19 protein-coding genes and 1 tRNA gene are annotated in these 25008 nt (G+C 43.1%); 4 read left to right on the top strand and 16 right to left on the bottom strand.

The genetic code is table 11. The features are described from left to right. Positions 1 to 66 precede the first annotated feature (66 nt). The 10 genes from fabZ to rimO form a co-directional block, all read right to left on the bottom strand. On the bottom strand, positions 67 to 576 hold the full coding sequence (gene fabZ / locus OEG80_RS04295) for a 3-hydroxyacyl-ACP dehydratase FabZ (protein WP_011280792.1): 510 nt from the start codon (positions 574 to 576) through the stop codon (positions 67 to 69). A gap of 112 nt (positions 577 to 688) precedes the next feature. Beyond that, entirely contained in the window at positions 689 to 1705 is a 1017-nt protein-coding gene (gene lpxD / locus OEG80_RS04290; RefSeq protein WP_263241953.1) for a UDP-3-O-(3-hydroxymyristoyl)glucosamine N-acyltransferase, read from the bottom strand. Between the two features lie 150 nt (positions 1706 to 1855). Continuing rightward, positions 1856 to 4279, bottom strand: coding sequence for an outer membrane protein assembly factor BamA (bamA, locus tag OEG80_RS04285; RefSeq protein ID WP_263241951.1), 2424 nt, complete (start codon positions 4277 to 4279; stop codon positions 1856 to 1858). Between the two features lie 263 nt (positions 4280 to 4542). Continuing rightward, positions 4543 to 5916, bottom strand: coding sequence for an RIP metalloprotease RseP (gene rseP / locus OEG80_RS04280; protein ID WP_263241949.1), 1374 nt, complete (start codon positions 5914 to 5916; stop codon positions 4543 to 4545). A gap of 58 nt (positions 5917 to 5974) precedes the next feature. Then, positions 5975 to 7183 carry a 1-deoxy-D-xylulose-5-phosphate reductoisomerase gene (gene ispC / locus OEG80_RS04275; protein WP_263241948.1) on the bottom strand — a complete coding sequence of 403 codons (1209 nt, stop codon included), beginning with the start codon at positions 7181 to 7183 and terminating at the stop codon, positions 5975 to 5977. A gap of 106 nt (positions 7184 to 7289) precedes the next feature. Further along, complete coding sequence (locus tag OEG80_RS04270) at positions 7290 to 8099, bottom strand: phosphatidate cytidylyltransferase (protein ID WP_020443808.1); 810 nt, start codon at positions 8097 to 8099, stop codon at positions 7290 to 7292. A 175-nt stretch (positions 8100 to 8274) separates the two neighbouring features. Next, a complete protein-coding gene (gene uppS, locus OEG80_RS04265) occupies positions 8275 to 9033 on the bottom strand; it encodes a polyprenyl diphosphate synthase (protein WP_149491899.1) in 759 nt (252 codons plus the stop codon). A gap of 257 nt (positions 9034 to 9290) precedes the next feature. Next, positions 9291 to 9845, bottom strand: a complete 555-nt coding sequence (gene frr, locus OEG80_RS04260; RefSeq protein WP_263241947.1) for a ribosome recycling factor — start codon at positions 9843 to 9845, stop codon at positions 9291 to 9293. A 126-nt stretch (positions 9846 to 9971) separates the two neighbouring features. Further along, complete coding sequence (gene pyrH / locus OEG80_RS04255) at positions 9972 to 10697, bottom strand: UMP kinase (RefSeq protein WP_011514039.1); 726 nt, start codon at positions 10695 to 10697, stop codon at positions 9972 to 9974. A 183-nt stretch (positions 10698 to 10880) separates the two neighbouring features. Beyond that, positions 10881 to 12476 carry a 30S ribosomal protein S12 methylthiotransferase RimO gene (rimO, locus tag OEG80_RS04250; RefSeq protein WP_263241946.1) on the bottom strand — a complete coding sequence of 532 codons (1596 nt, stop codon included), beginning with the start codon at positions 12474 to 12476 and terminating at the stop codon, positions 10881 to 10883. 134 nt (positions 12477 to 12610) lie between these two features. Between rimO and OEG80_RS04245 the strand changes: the two genes are divergently transcribed. From OEG80_RS04245 to OEG80_RS04235, 3 genes are all read left to right on the top strand, one after another. Continuing rightward, a complete protein-coding gene (locus tag OEG80_RS04245) occupies positions 12611 to 13999 on the top strand; it encodes a two-component system sensor histidine kinase NtrB (RefSeq protein ID WP_263241936.1) in 1389 nt (462 codons plus the stop codon). 43 nt (positions 14000 to 14042) lie between these two features. Further along, positions 14043 to 15755 (top strand): sigma 54-interacting transcriptional regulator, encoded by a 1713-nt coding sequence (locus OEG80_RS04240; RefSeq protein WP_263241935.1) that lies wholly within the window; start codon positions 14043 to 14045, stop codon positions 15753 to 15755. A 230-nt stretch (positions 15756 to 15985) separates the two neighbouring features. Further along, positions 15986 to 16070 (top strand) — tRNA-Leu (locus OEG80_RS04235). 108 nt (positions 16071 to 16178) lie between these two features. Here OEG80_RS04235 and OEG80_RS04230 read toward each other — a convergent pair. Beyond that, a complete protein-coding gene (locus tag OEG80_RS04230; protein WP_263241934.1) occupies positions 16179 to 17192 on the bottom strand; it encodes a serine/threonine-protein kinase in 1014 nt (337 codons plus the stop codon). Between the two features lie 69 nt (positions 17193 to 17261). Between OEG80_RS04230 and OEG80_RS04225 the strand changes: the two genes are divergently transcribed. Then, on the top strand, positions 17262 to 18236 hold the full coding sequence (locus OEG80_RS04225) for an ATP-binding protein (protein WP_263241933.1): 975 nt from the start codon (positions 17262 to 17264) through the stop codon (positions 18234 to 18236). Between the two features lie 9 nt (positions 18237 to 18245). Here OEG80_RS04225 and OEG80_RS04220 read toward each other — a convergent pair whose 3' ends face one another. From OEG80_RS04220 to gyrA, 5 genes are all read right to left on the bottom strand, one after another. Then, entirely contained in the window at positions 18246 to 19367 is a 1122-nt protein-coding gene (locus OEG80_RS04220; RefSeq protein ID WP_263241932.1) for a ribonuclease Z, read from the bottom strand. 32 nt (positions 19368 to 19399) lie between these two features. Further along, the gene (locus tag OEG80_RS04215; protein ID WP_263241931.1) at positions 19400 to 19660 is read right to left on the bottom strand and encodes a hypothetical protein; all 261 of its coding nucleotides are present in this window, start codon (positions 19658 to 19660) and stop codon (positions 19400 to 19402) included. 87 nt (positions 19661 to 19747) lie between these two features. Continuing rightward, complete coding sequence (locus OEG80_RS04210) at positions 19748 to 20416, bottom strand: glutathione S-transferase (protein WP_181210142.1); 669 nt, start codon at positions 20414 to 20416, stop codon at positions 19748 to 19750. 224 nt (positions 20417 to 20640) lie between these two features. Further along, positions 20641 to 21711 carry an EamA family transporter RarD gene (gene rarD / locus OEG80_RS04205; protein ID WP_201531214.1) on the bottom strand — a complete coding sequence of 357 codons (1071 nt, stop codon included), beginning with the start codon at positions 21709 to 21711 and terminating at the stop codon, positions 20641 to 20643. Positions 21712 to 21822: 111 nt separating this feature from the next. Next, positions 21823 to 24612 carry a DNA gyrase subunit A gene (gene gyrA, locus OEG80_RS04200; RefSeq protein ID WP_263241927.1) on the bottom strand — a complete coding sequence of 930 codons (2790 nt, stop codon included), beginning with the start codon at positions 24610 to 24612 and terminating at the stop codon, positions 21823 to 21825. Positions 24613 to 25008: the final 396 nt, after the last annotated feature.

Raw genomic sequence — 25008 nt, 5'->3', positions numbered from 1 at the left:
CTAATGAATAAACATTAACATCACGGTTTAAATGTTTCATGCATTATTCAAAGTGACTAATGCGGTTTATTGCTCCTGACGGGCAATCATAATCTGCGCACTAACCGCAAGCTCATCTTCAACATGTACAGTACAATCAAACTTATAAATACCCTGCTTTTGCATCACAATTTTAGAGCGGATAATCAGCTGATCACCAGGGATAACACGGCGCTTAAAGCGCACTTTATCAACCCCTGCGAACAAGTATAAATAGCCATCTTCTGCCGTCAGTCCTGCACTAATAAAACCCAGAACACCTGATACCTGAGCCATGCACTCAACCATCAATACGCCTGGCATGATAGGCTCATCAGGGAAATGCCCATTAAAAAACTCTTCATTAATGGTGACGTTTTTTATGCCCGTGATACATTCGCCTGGTGTACAAGCAACTATCTTATCCACCAATAAAAATGGGTAACGATGTGGCAAATAATGCTTTAATGTATGGTAAGTTAATGGCAACGTTAACCCTTGTTCAGCCAAGCTTTTGATGTCTTCTGCCGTTGGGTTATCAATATTGCTAGTGCTCATAGTAGCGCTTCCTTGCTGTATTTAAAGTCTTGCTTGAGAGTAAAGCTTTGCTGAGTTTTAATATTATAAATAATCTAAGTATCAATTTTCTTTAACTATGAATCTTTAAACGCTAATCACGACCAAGCTGGCGAAAACGGACAGCCGCACGGCGCCAGTTAGCAGTTGGCATAGCAGCCGTTCCAGAAGAATACGATCCGGCAGTGGTGATTGACTTAGTGACCATAGTCATACCCGATAAGGTAACATCATCGGTGATATTAATATGTCCGGTAATACCGACCGCCCCGCCAATAATGCAGCGTTTGCCAATTGTAGTACTACCTGCGATACCTGTATGAGCAGCGATAGCCGTACCATCACCAATACGGACGTTGTGTGCCACTTGTACGAGGTTATCAATAATAACATGATTTCCGATCACCGTATCATCGATGGCACCGCGATCTATACAGGTTTGACTGCCAATGCGTACATGATCACCTATCAGCACACGCCCTAACTGTGCAATACGCTCCCAACCTGTGACACTAGGATTGGCAGTGGGTGCAAAGCCAAAGCCTTCCGAACCTATCGTCACCCCAGCGTGCAACCTAACATGACTACCAATAATACAGTCATGTCCTATCACCACTTGTGATTTGATAACACCATCTGTACCAATGGTAGTATTATCCTCGATGACTACATGAGCCTCAAGCACGCTGCGATCACCAATCTGCACTTGCTCACCGATGACGCAAAAAGCGCCGATAGTCACTTTATTGCCAATAACGGCACTGTCGGCGATGACGGCTGTCGGATGAATACCGCTAAAGGAATGTTGGCGAGCAAAAATTTGACTCACGCTAGCATAAGCCAAATAAGGGACCGCAACAATTAAAGCTACCGTATCATTTGGCACTTCTTCATGATGCTCTTCAGTGATGAGTACTGCCCCAGCACCAGTATTAGCTAGACTAGAAAGATAATGAGAATTAGCCAAAAAGCTCAACTGCTGCCGATTGGCCATCGTTAAATTACCAATACCCTCTAAGGATAGACGGCGCTGCTCAGCGCTAAGCTCAGCCTTGTTAAGAACAGGCTGACGCTGCTCAATCTGGGAGATGAGTTGCTCAATCGTTATCATAATCAGTATTAGTATTGGCAGGAATAAGAGGGTCGTCAAGTTGAGATATCATCTTGACGACCGGCTAAATCTAACGAACGATTCAATTACCTAAAGGGCTGAATAACAAGAATCAAACCCTTTACCTAGTAACAGGCAATTAGCAAGCACTTAGAAAGTGTTACCAATTTGGAACTGGACTTTTTCAGTCTCATCGCCATCTTTATCACCGATAGGTACAGCATAGCTCAAAGAAATCGGACCAATTGGCGTATACCAAGTGACGCCTAAACCGGCACTAAAGCGCAATTTATTGTCCTGTGTTAATAGGGGTACACCAGTATCATCGCCCGTAGCTGGATCAATAAAGGTGCGATTTTCTTTGTCAGTAGTATCAAATACCTGACCACCTTCAGCAAATAGTACTGGACGTACTTGATCCGCCCAATCGCCTTTAAATGGCATTGGTAAAATCAATTCAGTACCGAAGCTGACTAGCGCATTACCACCAACTTCTTCGTCTAAATTTTCTGTAGTACCATTAATGGCATTATTATAACTTTCTGATTTAGGTCCAAGTGTTGAAGCTTCATAACCACGTACTGAACCATAACCACCAGCATAGAAGTTTTCATAAAACGGCAAATTGTTACCATAACCAAGCTTGGTATAACCACGAGCAACCCAATCTTTATAGATAGGTTGATAAATATTACCACGATAAACCAGTTTCTGATAACTAGAATCACCCAGACCTATGGTTGCATCGACTGTATGACTCATGCCTTTATTCGGAAATACGGGACGATCTAACGTGCTGTAATCCCAACCGAATAGTAAGTTGTAGCTTTGATATTCGTTTTTAAAGCCCGTACGACCAGAGAATTCATCTTGATCATTATTGAATTTCTCGAACGTACCACCGTCATCTATAATCTGCTGAACGCTTGATACACCTAGACGGCTACCGCCACGTACTGTGGTGTTATCAATATTTAAGCCTGCACTCACGCGTTTGGTTTCATCAACTGGATAGCTATAGTTCAACGTTGCACCATAAGCGTCGGTAACATAGTTACTAACGTTTCGATCATCGTATTTGGTTTCACGGTAATAAGCGCTGATACCTTGTGATACACCATTTTCTGTGAAGTACGGATCGGTATAACCCAAGCTATAAGAATCACGCGTCTCTGAGCGTGACAAAGAAGCTTTGACGCGGTCACCAGTACCCATAAAGTTGTTTTGGGTAAGATCTAACTGGAAGGTAACACCGCCACTTTGTGAATAACCAGCAGCAATGGTTGAGCTACCAGATGGCTGCTCTTCAACCGTATAGTTTACATCGACTTGGTCTGGTTGATTAGGAACCGGCTTCACATCAACGTTAACATTTTTAAAAAAACCTGTGCGCATCAAACGCGTACGTGACAGCTGAATCTTATCACTAGAAGCCAATGACCCTTCCAACTGACGCATTTCACGGCGAAGTACTTCATCTTGGGTTTTTAAGTTACCCGTAAAATTGATACGGCGCACATAAATAGGACGTGCAGGATCAATATAATAATCGATATCGACTACTTTGGTCTCATCATTGATACGGGGTACTGGTCTGATTTGCGCTAAATAATAACCCTCATTACCATAACGACTCTTAAGAGCGGCAGTGGTGGCATCAAGCTTGGCTTGTGAGTACTTTTCTTTAGCACCAAAAGTGACCAGTTCTTTTAATTCACTGGTTTCAAAAGTTGGCTTACCTAAGAAATTAATTTCGCCAAACTGATATTGCTCGCCTTCGCTAAGACTGACTTCGATAAATACACTGCTCTTATCTTCACTGATATTGAGCACCGCATTGTCTACCGAAAAGCGTACATAACCATCATTTAGGTACAGGGCTTTTAGATTTTCTAAACTTGCCGCGAGCTTCTCTTTCGCATAACGATCAGATTTAGATAATAGACGCGTCCATGAAGACTCTTTTACTGCAAAGACTTCTTTAATTTCTTTATCACTAAAGTGCTTATTACCAATGATATTGATATCAACTACTTTGGCCGGCTTGCCTTCGATAAAGCGCACATCAAGTTTGACGCGGTTGCCATCAAGCAGCGTCTGATCGACTTCAATATTACTATTGTAATAACCTTGGCTGATATATTGCTGTTGTAGCTCGTTTGCAACGCCTTGTAGGGTTGCTTGCTTAAGCACATTACCCACAGCAAGACCTGCATTATTTAAGCCTTGCTCAAGCCCTTCTTTGGGAATAAGTTTGTTGCCATCAAAATTAACTTCTGCAATCGTCGGACGTTCAACGATATCAAAGCGCAGCTTGCCGCCTTCAATACGGCTTTGAATGTCAGCAAAGTTTTCGGTCGCATATAGTGCTTTGATACTGGCAGCCAGATTTGCATCATTGACCGTATCACCTATTGTAATAGGCAGTACTGGATATAAACTATCAGGTGTTAGGCGTTGTAGACCATTAAAGCCAATATCAGTGACCACAAATTCTGCAGCCTGAACCGGCATACTCATCATTGCTACAACTAACGGCAACCCAGCCGCGCTCATAAATAAAGGCGTACGCATAAACACTATCCGTCAATAAAAAACTTGCTTAAGTTAAGTTGAAAAGCACATCTTATCTGGTCTCTTTTGTGTCATATCGTAAACACTTAGGGAACAGACTCAGAACACTTTATATAAAACGCGTCATAAAATAAACTAAAATATAAAATTAGTACAGCATCACGGCGATAAAAGAAATTGCTTATCAGCCTAACAATAGATACAGGATAAGCATAAAACCATTAGTCTATCGCATCTTACCATGCAAGAAGTATGCTATATCATCAAAACAGCCGACTGATATCATTACCAATTGCTAACACCATGAAACCTGCCAGCAAGAGTAAACCAATATTTAATCCTACCATTTGCACGCCTTCAGAGAGTGGCTTGCCACGTATCAGCTCAATCAGATAATAGACAATATGACCGCCATCTAATACTGGAATGGGCAACAAATTCAAAACCGCAAGGCTCAAACTGATTAAGGCTGCGGTAGATAATACCATTTGCCAACTGATATCAAAACTTTGCTTAGCGACTTTGGCAATAGTAATCGGACCTGATAAGTTATCAAGACCTATCATACCTGATAGCATCTTGCCCATTGAGCTAACAGTCATAACAGCCAATTGCTCAGTTTTCTCAAACGATTTGACTAACGACTCGCCAGGACCATAGACCACCGTAGTTTTGTACGCATCAGGAATGACAATCTCAGACTGTGCCACCATAGCACCAATTTGTCCATAATCGTTACCTAAATTGTCTTTTTTACCTTGCGGCATAATCTGCAATTCAATTGGCTTATCATCACGCAATATGCTAAATGTAAGCAAAGTCTCAGGATTGTCGCGGATAATACGAGTGGCGCTAATCCAGTCATTAATGGCTTCATCATTGATAGCAGTGATGCGGTCGCCAGCCTTGAGACCTTGACGACTTGCCGCGCCATCAGGCGTTACATCACCTACTATCGGTGCAATATTTGGTTGCCACGGTATCATACCAAAGCTTGATAAGGCATCTTTACCTTGTGCGGCACCTTGCATAAATTCTTTTATAGGTGCTTGATAAGTTTTGGTTGCATTATTATTGGCTTCTGATTGCAACGTCACGCTTATATTGGCTGTCTCGCCCATGCGCCCAGCAAGGCGATAATTAATCCCTTCCCACGTCTGTACGTCATGACCGTCAATCGCAACGATTTTATCACCGGCAGGCAACTGTGCTATCGCGGCAGGCGTATCCGGTAATACTTGACCAATCTTGGTGGCAAGCTGCTCTGAGGGGGTCATAAATAACACCCAGAACAATGCAATAGCAATAATGAAGTTCATGATAGGACCAGCAGCCACAATAGCTATTTTCTTAAGCGGATGCTGACGATTAAATGCTAAATGCTGCTCATCTTTTGCCACCTCACCTTCACGCTCATCAAGCATTTTGACATAGCCACCAAGGGGTAATGCCGAGATACGATAATCAATGCCACTTTTTTTGCTGGTCCAGCCAAAAAGTTTGGGACCAAAACCAATAGAATACGTAAGTACTCTAACGCCGCAAAGACGCGCTACAATATAATGACCCCACTCATGCAAAGCAATAAGCGGACCTAAGACAAATATTGCCGCAAGGAGTGTTAATAGAAACGTCATGATCTTTTCTCAGTAGGTACTCTTAACATCATTATAAAGGCGATAGCGCTTGATACATCTAGACCAATCTTGCCACTAGCTTCTCAGTATGCTGACGCGCTAGGTTATCGATTGCCAAAATCTCATCAATATCGGCAGTCTCAGTTAATGCCGAAACTTGTATCTCATTCAATGCTTGCTCATTAATATCAGCAATATCCGTCAGACGAATTTGATTATTCAAAAATGCCGATACTGCAATCTCATTCGCCGCATTTAGAATGATGGTCGCGTGAGTACCCGCTTGCATCGCCTCTCGTGCTAGACGTAAGCAGGCAAATTTTTGCAAATCAGGCTCGATAAACTTCAAACCATTGAGCGCAAATAGATCTAATGGTTGTGAGCCACTATCGATACGATCCGGATAGCTTAGCGCATGGGCAATGGGGGTTTTCATATCTGGGCTGCCAAGCTGCGCCAAAAAGCTGCCATCGCTATATTCTACCATTGAGTGAATGATACTTTGTGGATGAATCACCACATTTATCTTATTTTCAGGCAAATCAAATAAATGACAGGCTTCAATCAGCTCAAGCCCCTTGTTCATCATCGTGGCAGAATCGACAGATATCTTTTGCCCCATCGACCAGTTTGGGTGTTTGACCGCTTCAGCGACACTAGCTTGCTGCATCTGTGCAAATGACTGCTGTAAGAACGGTCCACCAGAAGCCGTTAGCCATAGCTTACGCACGCCATGATTTGGTCGGTGAATTTGGGTATTATCCTGCTGGATGGCAAATGGTAAACACTGAAAGATAGCGTTATGTTCAGAATCAAGCGGCAGCAAGGTTGCATGATGCGTTTTGACCGCATTGATCATCACTTGCCCTGCCATCACCAGCGCTTCTTTGTTCGCTAGTAAGATACGCTTGCCTGCACGGGCAGCAGCTAGAGTAGAAGGCAAGCCTGCGGCGCCAACAATAGCAGCAACGACAGTATCAGTTTGTGAATCGGTAGCGATATCCACGAGGCCTGTTTCGCCGCCGACTACTTCGATATCAAGTCCTGCCTCGCTAAGACGCTTGGCGAAGTCATCAACCGCAGCTGTCGGTACGCCTACCCGCTTAGGCGCAAACTGCTGACAAAGCGCAAGCAGCTTATCTAAACGGTGATATCCAGATAAAGCATAAACATCGTAATGCTGTGGTTGTGCCGCCAAGATGGCTAACGTACTGTCGCCAATCGAGCCTGTCGCGCCTAATACGGCGATACGTTGGGTCATAACCATGGGTGCCTATAAATGATACGGTAGTAATAAGATGAAAATTAAATGAGCAGCTAAGCTTATGTTCTGTCAGATAACTACATAAGCGATTTTGATAGTATTAGGCAAGTCAAACGACAATCAAACCAAACTGCTGTATTGCCCAAAAACCAAGCGCAAATATCGGCGTAGCAGATAGCAGCGAATCAATACGGTCAAGTATTCCACCATGCCCCGGTAGAATCGTTCCTGAATCTTTAACATCAGCACGGCGTTTGAGCATAGACTCAAACAAATCGCCCAGTACGGAAGCTAAAATCGTCAGAGCCGATAATGCCACAAAGGCGATGAGCGCTGCACCCGTCAATTGTAATTTAAAGACACTTATAATAACTACGACCAGTAGTCCTGTGACTAAGCCACCCGCCAGCCCTTCCATACTCTTATTGGGTGAAACGTTCGGTGCCATTTTTCGGCGCCCAAGCTTGCGTCCGACAAAGTAAGCACCACTGTCTGCACACCAGACCAATAAAAACACATATAGTAGCCACCATGGCGACAATTGCCATAAGTAAAACATAGCCGTAATTGAAGCCGTTAATATCACTGCTCCCATTAGCGCCAACTGCTTGCCGTACCATTTGGTAGACGTTGGGAAAACTCGTACCCAAGACAGCGCCATTAACCATATGACGAGAGAAGCTACCCACCAAAAAAGCCACGTGACTTTAAACATGAGTGACACTAACGTCAGCAGCAACACCAATACTACAAAGACCGCGGGCTGACGCCACTTTGGCATCAATTTAGTCCATTCATGGGCGGCAATAATCACCCCAATCCCTAAAAGTGGTGCAAATAATATAGGGGTTTGGCTCGCAAACATTGCAATACCAACGATAATAACGAGAACAATTGCCGTCTTAATTCGTTGCCACATACTTATTGAGCCTTATAATAATGAAGAACATTTGGTCAAATTGCGCGATAAATATTTACTATAGATAATGACGTATCATAGCCAGCTGCTGACTATAATAGCGTATTGATAGTGACGCACGCTATTGAAAGTGCTCCAAATTGACAAAAGTCGTCTAATGCTCTTAACATAACCTCTAAGATATTTGTTGAGCCGTCACTATTTGCTCGCTGGTTTTACCAAAGCGGCGTTGACGTTGAGCAAAATCCTCTAGCATTGCTGCTAGCTCATCGACGCTAAAGTCTGGCCACAATGTTGGGGTAAAGAACAGCTCTGCATAGGCTGATTGCCACAATAAGAAGTTGGAAAGACGGTACTCGCCGCCGGTACGTATCAGCATGTCTACTTCTGGTACATCTGCCAATTGCACATACTCTCCAAGTTTTTCCTTATCAATATCATCGATTGATAACTGACCTGCCTGCACTTGCTGTAATAGCTGCTTTGCTGCATGAGCGATATCCCACTGTCCACCGTAACTGATGGCGATGACCAATGTCATAGCATCAAAATCAGCCGTTTTTGCTTCAGCATCTGCCATCAATAATTGCAAATCATCACTAAGCTGACTGCGGTCGCCGATAAAACGCAAACGAATACGGTACTTAACCATACGAGGCATCTGCTCATTGATGGTTAAGCTCAGCAAATGCATCAGCAATGCCACTTCAGTCGGTGGGCGCTGCCAATTCTCACTGGAAAAGGCAAAGACGGTCAAAACCTCAATACCCGTACTGACGCAATACTCAACAATCGGGTCTAGCGCATCTTTGCCAGCGATATGACCCTGACCTTTACCTAAATTATGGACTTTACCATAGCGGTTATTGCCGTCCATAATAACAGCGATATGGCGTGGAAGAAGGGCTGGAGCTAAATTCTCTGACATAGACATAGGCTAACTTGCTTGTTGTTTAGGTAAAATAATCATAACGCGCGCCATACTTTATAAAAACCCTAACTCATAATTTATATAAAAAAATTCATATAAAGTGCTTATAAAAAAGGACAATATAAACAAGCTATAGAGTAAGCTTAGTTGTCTACACGGCAACAAACAGCCAATAGCACTTTGATATTGGCTGTTTGTTTTTAGCGACTTGTTATATAAAATATTGATAGCGCATCATTTTTGACAGCAGAAAAATGTACTTATACTGCCATCAAATCGGTTTCTTTTTTGCTTAAGCGGCTATCGATTGTTTCAATATATTTGTCAGTGATTTTTTGAATGTCATCACTGGCGCGGCGCTCGTCGTCTTCAGAAATCTCTTTTTCTTTTGCTAACTCTTTGATGTCACTCATCATATCACGGCGGATATTGCGAATAGAAACACGGCTGTTTTCTGCTTCGCCACGTGCCAATTTTTGCATATCTTTTCGAGTTTCTTCTGTCAATGCTGGCATGGGAACACGAATCACATCAGCAGTCATTGGATTAAGACCCAAATCTGCTTCGCGGATAGCTTTGTCAATCGCTTGCACCATGGTACGGTCAAATGGCTGTACCAGTAGCGTACGCGAATCTTCAACGTTAACACTCGCTACTTGATTTAACGGCGTAGGCGAACCGTAGTAGCTGACCATCACACCTGTCAACATACCTGGATGCGCACGACCCGTACGAACTTTACTAAAGGTGCTTTCAAGCGCTTCCAAGGTTTTTTGCATGCGCGCTTCGCCGTCTTGCTTAATTTCTTGAATCATGAGGTATCCTTATTTATCGCTACCGACAAATCATTTATTGTTTATTATAAAAACTATTCAGGTGTTTTCACAGATAAGCAGCTGTCTTACTTCTGCCTATCTTTTATCATATTTTTGGGTACGATATTAATGATAGACGCGTGTGCCTTCATTCTCGCCCATCACAACATTTAATAAAGCATTAGGCTTATTCATATCAAAGACTTGTAATGGCACATCGTGCTCACGACATAATGCGATGGCAGTCAAGTCCATAACTCCAAGCTTTTGCTCTAACACCTCATCAAAGGTCAGACCATCATATTTTACTGCATCGCTATGTAGGCTTGGGTCTTTATCATAAACACCATCTACTTTGGTCGCTTTTAGAATCAAGCCTGCTTCGATTTCAATACCACGTAAGCAAGCAGCGGTATCGGTGGTAAAGAAAGGGTTGCCCGTACCCGCGACAAAGATACATACTTCGCCATTTTTAAGATAACGAATCGCATTACGGCTGCTATAACTTTCAGTGACTTCACCAATCGGCAGGGCTGACATTAGGCGCGTTTTGATATTGCGGCGCTCAAGAGCATCACGCATTGCAAGGCCATTCATGACGGTTGCAAGCATGCCCATTTGATCGCCAGTGACGCGGCCGACCAAACCCTCTTTTTGTAATTGAGCGCCGCGATATAAGTTACCACCACCGACCACTATACCCACTTGGACACCAAGCCCGCGCAAATGGGCGATAGATAAGCTCATCTTATCGAGCACTTCGGTATCAATACCCATATCTTTCGTACCCGCTAAGGCTTCACCAGAAAGTTTTAGCAAGATACGAGAATAACGCGGGTTTTTGTCAGACATGAGGTCACCTTGTCAGTATTGAATTATAATTAAAGTTATCGGTAATATACAAATAGAGTTTACTTTGAGACTTGACGGCATTGCCCAACTTAAGGATAAGCAGGTACAAAGGTCAAATTGCGCTAATTGTAGCAAAAACTGCCCGCGATTGGGCAATTTTCATGCGCCTATTACAGTGACTGCTTAGCCTTTGTAACTGGCAAACAAATCATATTCACTAGCATCGTCGATAGTAACCGTTAAGAACTGCCCGACTTTGACGTGAGCGTCAATATCATCGACATAGACATGACCGTCAATCTCTGGTGCGTCAGCATAGCTACGGCAGATCGCAACACCTTCTTCTCTATCAATTTCGTCGACCAACACCATCAAGGTTTTGCCAATTTTCTCTTGCAGTTTTTGGGCTGAAATATCTTGCTGTAACGTCATCAAACGCTCGTAACGTTCTTGCTTGATGTCCTCTGGCACATGATTTGGCAAGTCATTGGCAACCGCACCTTCAACTTCTGAATAGGTAAAGGCACCAACGCGATCAAGACGGGCTTCTACTAACCAATCAAGCAAGCATTGGAAATCTTCTTCTGTCTCACCAGGGAAGCCAACAACGAAGGTTGAGCGAATGACGATATCAGGGCAAATCTCACGCCATGCATGGATACGCGCCAAGGTGTTTTCGCTGTGCGCTGGACGCTTCATTGCTTTTAGGATGCGATGGCTGGCATGTTGGAATGGAATATCAAGATAAGGCAATAATTTCTTCTCGCCCATTAATTCTACGACTTTATCCACATGCGGATACGGATACACATAGTGCAGACGCACCCAAATACCCAAATCGTTTAACGCTTGGCATAAGTCATAAAATTTAGACTTCAGCGGCATACCATTCCAAAAGCTTGTCTTATACTTTAAGTCCAGACCATAAGCAGAAGTATCTTGCGAAATAATCAACAATTCCTTCACGCCAGCTTTTTTTAGTGCCAGTGCTTCGTTCATCACACTATCAATCGGACGCGACACCAAATCTCCGCGTAAGCTTGGAATAATGCAAAAAGTACAACGGTGGTTACAACCTTCTGATATTTTTAGATAAGCATAATGGCTAGGCGTTAATTTGATACCTGCCTCATTAATCAAATCTATTTTTGGGTCATAACTGGCATCCAAACCACGGTCAGGCTTTGGTACATGCAACGCGACTGCTCTAATGACGTCATCATAAGCATGAGCGCCCGTCACTGCTAGTACAGCAGGATGCATTTCACGGATTTTATCTGCCTCTTTACCCAAGCAGCCTGTCACAATCACCTTACCGTTTTTACTGATAGCTTCACCGATTGCATCGAGCGACTCTTGTACCGCTGACTCGATAAAGCCGCACGTATTGACCACTACCAAGTCGGCGCCTTCATAATCACTGGCTACTTGATAGCCATCGCGGCTAAGCTCTGTGATAATGCGCTCACTATCGACCAAGGCTTTTGGACAACCTAGAGACACAAATCCAATCTTTGGCGCGGCATTGACAGGGGCATTGGTCGTTGCTGTTGTCGTTTTAGCTGAAGCTGCTGAAACTACCTCGCTGCTTTGTTCGACACTACGATTTTGATTATGATTGGCTTTATGATGGTAAGGTTGAACACTGTCCGTCGAGCTTTGCGCAGGCATTGCTGTCGGCTTAGCAGGATTAAAGAGAGTGGCAGTGTCTTTTGGTATAGAAGCTGGCTGTGAAGGGGCTATAGTCGTATTAACGGACTCGGTAGAAATATTGGGCATGGCTAACCTTGCTAGAGATAAATTGGCTGTGCGCATTGTACGTTTTTTTTACAAAAATCGCCAGTTTTGCCGCCCTATAGTGTTGATTTATGGTTAAATATTATATCGAGCCTCTATTTATCTAGGTATTACTCATGACCGCTGATTTTATAAGCACAAAACCAACGCCTGACTTAACCTTTATATCGCAGCATTTATTCACGGCTATCTTGTGGGTCAATGATGAATTGTCTATTACTTGGCTAAATGCCCAAGCTGAGCAGCTACTGGCGATCAGTAGTGGACGATTGCTTAATCAGTCGGTGTTGATGCTGCTTGCGCCCGAAGAGTTGAAAACCAAAAGCAGCACACTTATTGACAGTCTAAAAGACAAAACCTGCTCTTTGACTGAACGTTTTTTTCAAGCGAAGCAGTATCAACAACCTTTTATTGACCATGACCATCTGATAAACAGCCCATTAAATGGCAACTTATCACTCTCGATTGACTATAGCGTCACCCCTGTTATCTATCAGCAGCAAAATTACTTTATTATAGAGATATGGGGCAAAGACCGCCAAAGTCGTATCTCAGAAGAACAGCGCCAACAGCAGCAGTACAATGTTGCGCGTCATATGCTGCGCTCGGTTGCTCATGAAATCAAAAATCCGTTGGCTGGTATCCGCGGTGCCGCGCAATTATTGCAACGTCAATTTATCAAATTTAGTGAGCGCTCTTTTAATACTCACACTACTGATACTGACTACCCTAGCCTTATATCGAGCCCGACTTTAAACCCTGATAACAAGCTACAGAAAACCGCTGACAAATTACGCAGCTATACCGACATCATTATCTCAGAGACAGATCGCCTAACTCAGCTGATTGGGCAGTTTCTTGGTTCTAATCAATTACCACATTGGCAAATGCTCAATGTTCATGAGCCAATAGAGCATGTTTTGGCATTGATCATCCATCAATATCCGCAAGTTTTATTACAGCGTGACTATGACTTATCGTTACCTGAACTCTGTGCTGATAAAGACCAGCTGATTCAAGTCTTCTTAAACTTAATTAATAATGCTTGCGAATCCATGACGGAATTTGCACAAACGCTGCAGCAAAGCGTGCCAGCCGTATCCAATCAATTAACATCAGATAGTCCACTTAATAATCTTGATTTTGACGATGGCTATCAACCCAAACTCCATATTCAAACACGTGTTGCCTTTCAACATACGATTGCCGGGCAGCAACATAAACAAGTACTGCAAGTTGCTATCACCGATAATGGTTCTGGCATTCATCCTGATATCATTGGGCAGATATTCTTCCCTATGGTGACCAGTCGCGCGCTAGGAACTGGGCTTGGTTTATCCATTGTGCAAGATATTATCAGCCGTCATCATGGTATGATTGATGTCAGCTCTACTCAATCGCAGGGCACCAGTACAAATACTAATGTCGATAATAAAAACAGCAAGTATAGTCAAACCCGTTTTACCCTTTATTTGCCTTTTCATCAGCCAATTGCTGAAAATTAATGCCTTCACCTCAATTCTTCTCACTGCTTATTAGGCTAAATACATGACCCAGTATAATGACACCCAATCTCTTACAAGCAATGAGCGAACGCCAATGGTCACGGTCAATAACAATCCCGATAATGAGCTTGCTACTTTATGGCTCATTGATGATGATGCGGCGCTGCGTATGGTGCTTGCAGATACTTTTGAAGACGCTGGATTGACAGTTATCAGCTTTACCCAAGCACAAGCAGCGTGGACACGCCTCAATGATATTCTAAAATCGTCAGAGTCAACCGCCTTGTTACCTGATGTGATATTGACCGATATTCGTATGCCGATGATGGATGGTCTGTCGTTTAGTGACTGGGTACACAAGCACTTTCCTAAGCTTCCGATTGTCATTATGACAGCGCATTCAGACCTTACTTCTGCCATTAGCAGCTATCAGACTGGTGCATTTGAATATCTGCCCAAGCCGTTTGATTTAGATGATGCGGTCGCAACGATTTATAAAGCTATTAACTATCAGCCGAATCTAGTCATATCAAACCATTCAATCGAGTCTAATACGAATGTAAGTACCGATACCAAAGAACAGCCTGTGAACAAACCAAATGCAGCCAAATCAGCTAGAAAAACCCCTAAAGCTGCTGAAAGTAAAACTCATGAAAAACCCAAACCCCAAACCAATAACAATCCAAGCGGCATCATTGGTCAATCACAAGCCATGCAAACGGTATTTCGTGCCATTGGTAGACTTGCGCACTCACCGATTACCGTTTTAATCACTGGTGAATCAGGTACAGGTAAAGAGTTGGTCGCTAGCGCCTTACATCAGCACTCACCGCGAAACAATAAAACCTTTATTGCACTAAATATGGCAGCAATTCCCCATGATTTGATTGAGTCTGAATTGTTTGGTCATGAAAAAGGCGCATTCACTGGCGCCACAACTTCACGCCAAGGTCGCTTTGAGCAAGCAGATGGCGGCACGTTATTTTTAGATGAAATCGGTGACATGCCTTTTAGTACCCAAACGCGGCTGCTACGAGTGCTGGCAAATGGTGAATTTTTTCGCGTGGGTGGTCAGCAGCCCGTCAAAGTAGATGTACGCATTATTGCCGCTACCCATCAAAACTTGGAAGAATTGGTCAAACAAGGCAAATTCCGTGAGGATCTATTTTATCGCCTGAATGTCATTCGCCTGCCATTGCCGCCCTTACGGACTCGCCGCGAGGACGTACCAGCATTAACCACTTATTTTATGCAGCGCGCGGCTGAGCAGATGAATACGGCACCAAAACAGTTACATCCGGCAGCAATGCAAATGATGCAGTCTTTTGAATGGCGTGGTAATGTCCGCCAACTTGAGAATGTCTGTCTTTGGCTGACAGTAATGGCGACCGGCGACACCGTTATGATCGATGACTTGCCTCCAGAGTTGCTCGAAAACATCTCCTCTACTCTAGACAATCAACAGCAGCATGTATCCTCACAAGACGCTATTGAAAATAATCATCTACAAAGTCAGGATACTTTTGGCACCCAAAGCTGGCAACAAGCTTTAGGTATTTGGGCGAAGCAGTCACTACAAGCTGGCGCAACCGATATTTTACAGACAGCAACACCTGAGTTTGAACGGGTCTTGCTAACCGCAGCGCTCCATCATAGCGGCGGCAAAAAGATAGCTGCTGCCAACTTACTTGGCTGGGGACGCAATACGCTGACACGTAAATTACAGCAGCTGAACCTCTCATCATATCAAGAGTAATATTAATGTGAATAAAGTGATAAAAAAGATGAATTAAAAAATCAGTAATATCAATTGTTTATGATATTCAGCAAAAAAAATGGCTAAATAATTAAAAATAAGTGCAAATAGGGCTTGCCAAACTATTCAAATTCTATATAATAGCCAACCACTGAGACGCACTACCGAATCAGTTATTTATCTCGATGGGGTTTGAATATCAACACCAAAGATGATAAGGTAACGAAAATGGGGCTGTGGCGGAATTGGTAGACGCACCAGATTTAGGTTCTGGCGCCGCAAGGTGTGAGAGTTCGAGTCTCTCCAGCCCCACCATTTTCGGATAGTACATCTTAGACCAAATATTAAAGCCTGCTAAAAGCAGGCTTTTTTGTGTCTGGGATTTACTAGATTTATCCTTTCAACCTTAGTTGTTGGGCTTATTTACTTTTCAATACTTTCTAAATCTAAAAGCACCTCACCCATACTCTGATACCTTTCCTCTATCTGCTTCGCCAATACCTTATCAACAACGTCCTGATAGCGACTATATTCTAATGGCAAGGTCGGCACAGAGTGTTGGCAATGTTGTGTCGCCCAATCAATCATTGGATCACTACTTTGAGCATCAACGGCAAATGGTCGCTTGCCGACTAATATCTCATACAACATAATCCCAAAAGCGTATATATCGCTTTGAACCGTTGAGCCATACCCTTGCCAACGCTCAGGAGCAAGATAGGCAGGCGTGCCAGCAATATTTGCTACACTTGGCTGATAAAGAGTGCGCGCTAAAGCAAAATCCGTTAATAATAAATCAAAGGTGATACGGCTATTATCCGCATTATTTGGTAAAAAACCTTCTAGCAAAATATTACTGGGCTTAATATCATTATGTAGCCAGCCGATATTATGTAAATGGTAAATAAGATTAGCAGACTGTAGGATAAATTGATTTTTTTGTGCCTGTGTTAATAATAAATGCTTTTGAGCGCTCAGCTGATTTGCCAAGCTGCCATTTGGATAGTAAGGCATGACCAGGATAGTCAGCTGTTGCAACTGCGCTAATATTTTCGAAGTAATATTTTCATAAAACAATAGTGGTGGTACGATAGCGGAAAAGCTATTTTGAAGATTGTTTTGATTATTTGATAAGTTGTTTATAGATGTTAGGACGTCAGCTTCATAGATTAAATCAGACAGGTCTTGATGAGCATTAGCATATAACTGCCATTTAATCATTACGCTCCCAAACTGCGAATGTTGGGCGTGCGTCAAGCCCTGATAATCAAGGTCACTACCATGATTTTTCTGACTGAGTCGTTGATGCGAGATCTCGCTATAATTTAGGCTGAAAAAGAATGCCGTTAATGCTGGCAGGATTTGCTGCGCTTGTGTTCGTAATGCTTGTTTTGCATCTGCTTGTAATACGCGAGGAATACTGGCACTATTTTTCATGGTAAAGTGTTGCCTTTATATATCTAGTAAGCCAAACGTCATTTTAATTTTTATAAGCGACTGAGTATTATGCCCCAATCTACTAAGCCCGTTATGAATTATGCTCTGCCAGACCATTTATTAGATCTGCTAAGTCAGTATTTACAAGAGCAGATCACGCCAACCATTGAGATTGATCCTGCGCAGTTGGCTTATCGCTGGGTCGGTGGGCAGACTGGACATTTAGAGCCACTAGCTGTTAATTTGTTTTTAAATTTAGACGACCTACATGGTATCGACACGCAAAAATCAAAGCTGGTACAGAACACGCGTCAATTCCTCAAAGGCTATCCTGCCAATCACGTTTTGATGACAGGGACACGCGGCGCTGGTAAATCATCGCTGATTAGAGCATTGCTACAAGCCTATCATAACGAAGGTTTGCGCATCATTGAAATTGCCCGAGACGACTTACGGATGCTTGATAAAATACGGGCAGCGATTAAAGCCTTACCAGCTGACTGCAAATGTCGCTATGTGGTGTACTGTGATGACTTGGCATTTAATGGTCAAGATGAAAGCTACCGCACCTTAAAAAGTGTGCTTGATGGTTCTCTAGATTCAGAGCAAGACAAATTATTGGTTTATGCAACCAGTAACCGCCGCCATCTACTACCGCAGCTCATGAAAGACAATGTTAATATTTATAATGGTCAAACCGATGAGGTTAATCCTTATGAGACCATTGATGAGACGGTGTCTTTATCTGACCGTTTTGGTTTATGGCTGTCCTTTCATCCAATGGATCAAAATACTTATTTACATATCGTGCGACATTATTTATCTATTCAGCAAAAAACTGATGCTAAAACTAGTCATGATGACATGTACGTTGATGCAGCAAATAAAGGTGGAGACAGTATTGATGAGCTACCCACCTATATCAGATCAGCCGCATTACGCTGGGCATCAGAACGCGGTGGACGCTCTGGTCGAGTGGCGTATCAGTTCAGTCGTTACTGGATAGGTCAGACCCAATTGGCAGCTGAAGACAGTCAGTCTTAAAAACTCATATCATGTATTCTTACGGTCGCGTGCAGAGCCTAAATACTGTACGCGACTGCCTATATCATCACTCACCTCTTCCACTGTTCCATTCACCAGATATTGGTCAAAATCTGCTGCCAGCCATAGATTACCTTGGTAAATACTTTCGGTATCCAATCGAATATGCGCCATATTTGGCGTGCCGCTATTTGGATTGTCAAAGCTCTGATAACGGGCGCTAAAATGGGTGAGGATTAAGTTCTTAAGCCCATTGTCTTGGGCAAATCGACCCAATAACTGCGCGCTACTATGCATTGGATCAAAAGTTGGATTTTTTGCCTGAATCTTATTTAATACCTCATGAGTATATGTAGCTTCATGTATTAGTAAATCCGCATCAGCTATAGCATTGTTAAGACACTCTGGCGTATCGTTATCTCCAGCCACCACTACCCTTGTACGCTGACTCTCATTATCGACATAATCTGTTGAACGAAGCTTGCGACCGTCTTCGGTCATAACATCTTCGCCCTGTCGCAGTCTGCCCCACAGCGCGCTGGCTGGAATATTATCTGCTATCAGCTTGTCCTTATCAAGATGGCGACGACTGATCGTCTGGTTGATACCAAAGCCATAAGAGGGAACGCGATGCGATAACGGCGTGATATCAATCTCAAGCTGATGTTGATTGTCTAAGCTGATAGTTACCTGAGCTTTGTTTTTACTATCTTGCTCAGATAGCAAATCTTCTATCGCCATAAAGTTAATAGCAAATGGAAAGTGCAATTCGGTAGTCAAAATAAGAGCATCAAGCAGTGTGGCAATCGCTTTTGGTGCAAGCAGTATCAGCGGCGCAGTACGTCCTGACATTGCCGCACTTGCCAACAACCCCGGCAAACCATAGCAATGGTCGCCATGCACATGAGTAATGCAAATCGCTTGTAGCTGATGTAAAGATAACTTGGTATGTAAGAGCTGATGCTGCGTACCTTCACCGCAATCAATCAATAACCACGGCCGTGATTTCTTGTTTTGCTGTTGATTTGTCCCTGAGCTATAAGGATTGAGGCACTCGATGGCAAGCGCCGTTACATTACGTTGCTTGGTTGGCACGCCTGCTGAGGTACCCAAAAAATTGAGTTTTAGCATCGCTTATCTCTGCTGATTATCATTACGAGCTGTTATGACAACTGACATATCATAGTTTTTTTGCCTTCAATCATCTGTCCGCCATTTGCCGTACATTCATTGACCATATTGGATTCATACGACTTCCAGCCACCATAGAAGCTGGCAATGCATAGAATCACTACCAACAGTTTTTGTGACCATGCTTTAATGGAAACTTGCTGACTGTTCACATTATTATCAAACTCATTAAGTGGTTGTTCATTAGCACTGTTGGTATGGTCAGTATTATTCGACTTATTCAAATCTGTCATTTTTCATCCTAAAAAAAGGGTTTGTCTATAAATAAACAAAGCCCTTTATTGTTATATTAAATCAATAATTAATAATAAGCGTCGCACTTAGAACTGTAGACGACCGCCCTTTTCTTCTGCACGTTTGAAGGCGTCACGTTCTTCACAACGTTTAAGCCAAGTTAAGATATTGGTATATTTACTACTGTCTAAACCTGCGCCTGCATTGGCACCGACCACAGCCAGATGCATCTGAATATCAGCGGCGCTAAATTCTGCTCCGGCAAACCAATGGTTGTCTTGTAAATGCTGCTCCATCATATCGAGTATGGCAGTCAAGCTTTTGCTTATCATGCTTTTTTCGACTTGCTTCTTGATGCTTTTACTCACAGGTTTGATCAGCATCGGCGACTGCTCAACCACTTTAGTAAATACCAAACGCATGACTAACGGTGGCATCACTGATGCTTCGGCAAAGTGTAGCCAAAACGTATAGGCCTCCCACGCCGCTTCATTGTCATCAGCAGGCTTAAACTGCTTTTCTTTATCATAGTGCTTTAATAGATACTCGATGATAAAGCCTGACTCAATCAGCACACGACCATCGACCTCTAGCATCGGTGCATGACCGAGCGGGTGTATTTGCTTTAAGCTGTCAGGGGCACGGTATGCTTTGTTACGCTGGTAGCAGGTCAGTTGGTAGTCGGCATTCAGCTCTTCTAATAGCCATAAGATACGAAATGAGCGTGAGTTTGCCAAGTGATGAAGGTGTAGCATAAACCATCCTTATAATAAGTTTTTAGTATTCAATAGCAGATTTTATAAGTCAATTCTTCAATATTCTGTTTAAATAAAGGAGTTTAATAAATCAAACAACCCGATTTAAGTTAATAATAATGCTTGATAATAACTCACTTACTGTTTTTATTATAGCTTTACTATGTAGCTTGACTTATCAAACCACTTTTATCGGGCCACACTACTTATCATTACATCAATAACTACTTTGAATCTAACGCTTGGATTTTACGCGTGATTTTATCTATTCGCTGTTGGTATTTCCTGATTTTACGAAAACGGTGCGCCTTTAATACCCCTTCTATACGATGGTCGATAAAACGGCGACGCGGTGGAAAACTCCCAATTTGCGGCTCTCGGTAACCATGTAAATGATTGTCACGGCGTCGGATAAGAAAGCCTTTCATGCTATCAGCAATCATAATAAACAATGCCAGTGTAATCATGCCATACATGAATAACGAGCCTCCTTCATCCAGACTTTGATTCAACACAGTAATAGATAATACAAATAGCAGCATAGGCTCTATGTAGCTGAGTGCGCCAAATAACGACACTGGCAGCTTACTACTAGCAACCATAGTTAGAGACATGGCAAGCGCACTAAAAGCGCCTAGCAGGGGCAATATGTACCAAAATTTGGTGTTTTGCGCCGCCACACTAAAGCCGCCGCTGCTATAAAGCATAATCAGCACCACTGGCGTCAGTAACGTCAAATCTGATAACAGACCTGTAATAGGCGGCACAGCAAGCTTACGACGTAGCAAATAATAAGGCGGATAACCCAAGCATGCAAATGCGGTTACCCAAGATATACTGCCATATTGCAATATATCATAGCCGATACCGAGCGCAGCACATATCGCTGCTAACCATTGCAAAACACTCATATGCTCATGATAGAAAAAACGCCCAATCACAATCATGACCAACGGCAATAAAAAATAGCCCAAGGTCACATCAAGACCAAAGCCATTGACCGGTCCCCACATAAACAGCCAAATCTGCCCACCTAAAATTGGGGTTGGCAGTACAAAAATAATCCACTCTTTTGGCGTCTTTAGTGTTTTGAGATAATCAAATACATGCTGCCACTGTTTTGTAAGGCTGACCAATAGCACTAGGCTCAGGAGCATCATCAATACGCGCCACGAAGCCACCTGCGTACCCGTTAATGGCAGCATAAATAGCCCAAATAGAAACATCAAAGAAAACAAAAAACTTGATGATACTGAAGCCAAAGTTCCCTGAACGGTCTGATTGGTCGTAAGCATAACAACAGCCTTAAAAAACAGAAAAAAAACAAAGCCTCCAACGATAACGTCAGAGGCTTTTTTTATAAAAGATAATAAAAGAATAGACCAAAAAGCTAACTAATAAAAGCGTTATTCGTCAGTGTCAGTTTCTGTATGACTAGTATCATCAAAGTCTGTCTCTGTAGCATCACTATTCGCCGCATCAACATCCATCTGTTCTTGACCTTTTACTTCAAACGTTCCATCTTCTCTCATTGCATCAATCAGCTCATTGTTACCCTCTTCGTGCTCAACACGCGCCATAGCAACCAGCTTTTCATCTTTTGATAAACGAATCAGCGTGACGCCTTGAGTATTACGACCAGAGCTTGCTACATGCTCAACTGGGGTACGTACTAAAGTACCTTTGTCTGAGATTAAAATAATATCGTCTGTAGAGTCCACCTTAGTAGCACGAACCAGCGCACCATTACGCGTGCTAGTTTTAATAGCGATAACACCGCCACCGCCACGATTTTGGGTGTTGAACTCCTCGATAAAGGTACGTTTACCAAAGCCATTTTCACAAGCAATCAGAATCTCGCGGACATCATCTTCGATAACAACCAATGATTTGATAAACTCATCAGTAGCCAGACGCATACCACGGACGCCTTTTGCCGTACGACCCATCGCACGAGCATCATTTTCATTAAAGCGAATCGCTTTACCACTTGACGCAAATAGCATGACTTCTTGGCCACCATTGGTGATACGAGCGCTCACCAATTTATCGCCTTCTTCCAAGCCAACCGCAATCAAACCGTTCGAGCGGATATTGGCAAACTGTTTCAGCTCTACCCGTTTTACCGTACCATTCGCCGTTGCAAAGAATACAAAAGGCGGCTCTGCTTGCGTGCTGTCGTCTAATAGATCATCATCACTATCTACTAGAGCATCTGCTGATGTTTCCCCTTTGACCGATAACTCTTCTACGATTTTTGGAATAGGCAATATCGTTGTGACCGTTTCATCAGCATTTAAGCCAATCAAATTCACTAATGGACGTCCACGGGCACCGCGGCTGGCGATTGGCACTTCAAAACCACGTAAACTAAAGACACGACCTGTATCAGTAAAGCACAGTACGGTTGCATGCGTCGAGGTCACAACTAAGTGATCAATCACATCGTCCTCTTTCATCGCCGTCGCTGATTTGCCTTTACCGCCACGTTTTTGCGCCACATAATCGTCAATGGGCTGCGTTTTCGCATAACCAGTACGTGATACCGTCATCACAACTGTTTGCTCTGGGATCAAGTCTTCACGGTTAAAGTCCATACGCGAATCAATAATATCGGTGCGACGCTCATCACCAAAATTATCACGGATTTCAATCATCTCATTTGAGATAATGGTCATTAATTTATCAAAATCGCCAAGTATAGATTCTAGATGAGCGATTTCACGCAACAAGTCTTGGTATTCTTCAGTCAGCTTGTCTTGCTCAAGACCCGTTAGACGATGCAGTTGCATGTCTAAAATAGCATTGACCTGCTCAAGCGATAAGCGATAGCTTTCTTGATTATTAATCAGACCAAACGGCGCTTTTGGATCTTCGCCCTCGATAAAGTCAGGACGTACCGACTGGCTGCCTGCAGCGGTTAGCATCGCTACAACACTACCTGAACCCCAAGTATTACCCAGTAAGTTTTCACGAGCTAAGCCGCGGTTTGCAGACGCTTTAATCGTCGCAATAATCTCATCAATGTTCGCTAGTGCAACGGTCAATCCTTCTAATAAGTGACCACGGACACGGGCTTTATTGAGCTCAAAAATGGTACGGCGCGTCACCACTTCTTGGCGATGGCGTACAAATGCTGCAATCAGCTGGCGTAAGGTCAATAGCTTTGGTTGACCATTGTCAAGCGCCACCATATTGATACTAAAGCTCGATTCTAGCGGCGTTTGCAGGAACAAGTTGTTAACGATCACTTCCGCTGTTTCGCCGCGACGTAAATCAATAGCGATACGCATACCGTCTTTATCAGACTCATCACGAATCTCGGTAATACCTTCGATTTTTTTGTCACGCACAAGTTCTGCAATACGCTCAATCAGCTTGGCTTTATTGGTTTGATAAGGCACTTCGGTGAAAACAATACGCTCACGGTCACGGTTGACACCCGTCTCACTCATCGGCTCAATAATATATCGACCACGTACATGCAAGCGACCTTTACCAGTACGATAAGCATCTAAAATACCCGCACGACCATAGATAATACCGCCTGTCGGGAAGTCAGGACCTGAGATATGCGACATCAGCTCTTCAGCAGATATTTGCGGATTTTCAGCATAAGCTAAGCAAGCGTTAATCACTTCCGTCAGATTGTGCGGCGCCATATTGGTCGCCATACCAACTGCAATACCGGTAGCACCATTAATCAATAAGTTAGGAATACGCGCAGGCAACACGCTTGGCATACGCTCAGAGCCATCGTAGTTGTCTTCCCAATCGACGGTATCTTTATCCAAGTCAGCAAGCATTTGGTGGGTCAACTTGGTCATACGCACTTCGGTATAACGCATCGCTGCCGGAGGATCATCATCAATTGAGCCAAAGTTACCTTGACCATCAACCATCGGGTAACGCAAGCTAAAATCCTGTGCCATACGTACGATGGCATCATAGACAGCACTATCGCCATGTGGGTGATACTTACCAATGACATCGCCAACCACACGTGCAGATTTCTTGTAGGCTTTGTTATAGTCATTAGACAATACATGCATCGCATACATCACACGGCGGTGTACTGGTTTGAACCCATCACGCACATCAGGCAGCGCGCGCGAGACGATCACGCTCATCGCATAATCCAAATAGGACTGCTTTAATTCGTCTACAATGGCAATAGGACTGACCGATTCGCTCATATACACTCCCTCACTCACATCTACTCTCTAGCATTGGCATATCTAAGCCATAATGGGCAACAATAACGGCACCAAAGCGCCGTTATATAATAAATACAGTGACCATCAAAAAAGGCTTAGCAACCATTCAAATCTATAGAGAATTAGCGATAGTTTTAATGTTGAATAAAAGAAACTATTTTAGCACAAATTTGTTGATTTAGGGGGTTCTAGGTGCTATTAAAATCAAGCAAAACAGTTCAGTAATTGCTACTTTTTGCATCAATTACCATGATTCAAAAACCTTTCCCAACAGCATTGATATCACTGGCTAATTTTGCCATTGATATATATAAAGACCGTTATTTAGCCAATACCATTTAACGCCCATTTTTTCAAATAGCGCATAATCAGAGT

Source organism: Psychrobacter sp. SC65A.3 (assembly GCF_025642195.1).
GTDB classification, from domain to species: Bacteria; Pseudomonadota; Gammaproteobacteria; order Pseudomonadales; family Moraxellaceae; genus Psychrobacter; species Psychrobacter cryohalolentis.
The sequence above is the reverse complement of the archived record's forward strand: the minus strand, read 5'-3'. Positions and strand labels throughout refer to the sequence as shown.

What these genes read in the sequence shown, in the direction of transcription:
- uppS (WP_149491899.1), bottom strand. Translation starts at nt 9,033, where the DNA reads ATGTCTATGTCAGAGAATTTAGCTCCAGCCCTTCTTCCACGCCATATC.
- OEG80_RS04240 (WP_263241935.1), top strand. Translation starts at nt 14,043, where the DNA reads ATGACCCAGTATAATGACACCCAATCTCTTACAAGCAATGAGCGAACG.
- OEG80_RS04230 (WP_263241934.1), bottom strand. Translation starts at nt 17,192, where the DNA reads ATGAAAAATAGTGCCAGTATTCCTCGCGTATTACAAGCAGATGCAAAA.
- OEG80_RS04245 (WP_263241936.1), top strand. Translation starts at nt 12,611, where the DNA reads ATGACCGCTGATTTTATAAGCACAAAACCAACGCCTGACTTAACCTTT.
- gyrA (WP_263241927.1), bottom strand. Translation starts at nt 24,612, where the DNA reads ATGAGCGAATCGGTCAGTCCTATTGCCATTGTAGACGAATTAAAGCAG.
- ispC (WP_263241948.1), bottom strand. Translation starts at nt 7,183, where the DNA reads ATGGTTATGACCCAACGTATCGCCGTATTAGGCGCGACAGGCTCGATT.
- OEG80_RS04225 (WP_263241933.1), top strand. Translation starts at nt 17,262, where the DNA reads ATGCCCCAATCTACTAAGCCCGTTATGAATTATGCTCTGCCAGACCAT.
- bamA (WP_263241951.1), bottom strand. Translation starts at nt 4,279, where the DNA reads ATGCGTACGCCTTTATTTATGAGCGCGGCTGGGTTGCCGTTAGTTGTA.
- pyrH (WP_011514039.1), bottom strand. Translation starts at nt 10,697, where the DNA reads ATGTCTGACAAAAACCCGCGTTATTCTCGTATCTTGCTAAAACTTTCT.
- rimO (WP_263241946.1), bottom strand. Translation starts at nt 12,476, where the DNA reads ATGCCCAATATTTCTACCGAGTCCGTTAATACGACTATAGCCCCTTCA.
- rseP (WP_263241949.1), bottom strand. Translation starts at nt 5,916, where the DNA reads ATGACGTTTCTATTAACACTCCTTGCGGCAATATTTGTCTTAGGTCCG.
- OEG80_RS04210 (WP_181210142.1), bottom strand. Translation starts at nt 20,416, where the DNA reads ATGCTACACCTTCATCACTTGGCAAACTCACGCTCATTTCGTATCTTA.
- OEG80_RS04215 (WP_263241931.1), bottom strand. Translation starts at nt 19,660, where the DNA reads ATGACAGATTTGAATAAGTCGAATAATACTGACCATACCAACAGTGCT.
- fabZ (WP_011280792.1), bottom strand. Translation starts at nt 576, where the DNA reads ATGAGCACTAGCAATATTGATAACCCAACGGCAGAAGACATCAAAAGC.
- rarD (WP_201531214.1), bottom strand. Translation starts at nt 21,711, where the DNA reads ATGCTTACGACCAATCAGACCGTTCAGGGAACTTTGGCTTCAGTATCA.
- lpxD (WP_263241953.1), bottom strand. Translation starts at nt 1,705, where the DNA reads ATGATAACGATTGAGCAACTCATCTCCCAGATTGAGCAGCGTCAGCCT.
- OEG80_RS04220 (WP_263241932.1), bottom strand. Translation starts at nt 19,367, where the DNA reads ATGCTAAAACTCAATTTTTTGGGTACCTCAGCAGGCGTGCCAACCAAG.
- frr (WP_263241947.1), bottom strand. Translation starts at nt 9,845, where the DNA reads ATGATTCAAGAAATTAAGCAAGACGGCGAAGCGCGCATGCAAAAAACC.
- OEG80_RS04270 (WP_020443808.1), bottom strand. Translation starts at nt 8,099, where the DNA reads ATGTGGCAACGAATTAAGACGGCAATTGTTCTCGTTATTATCGTTGGT.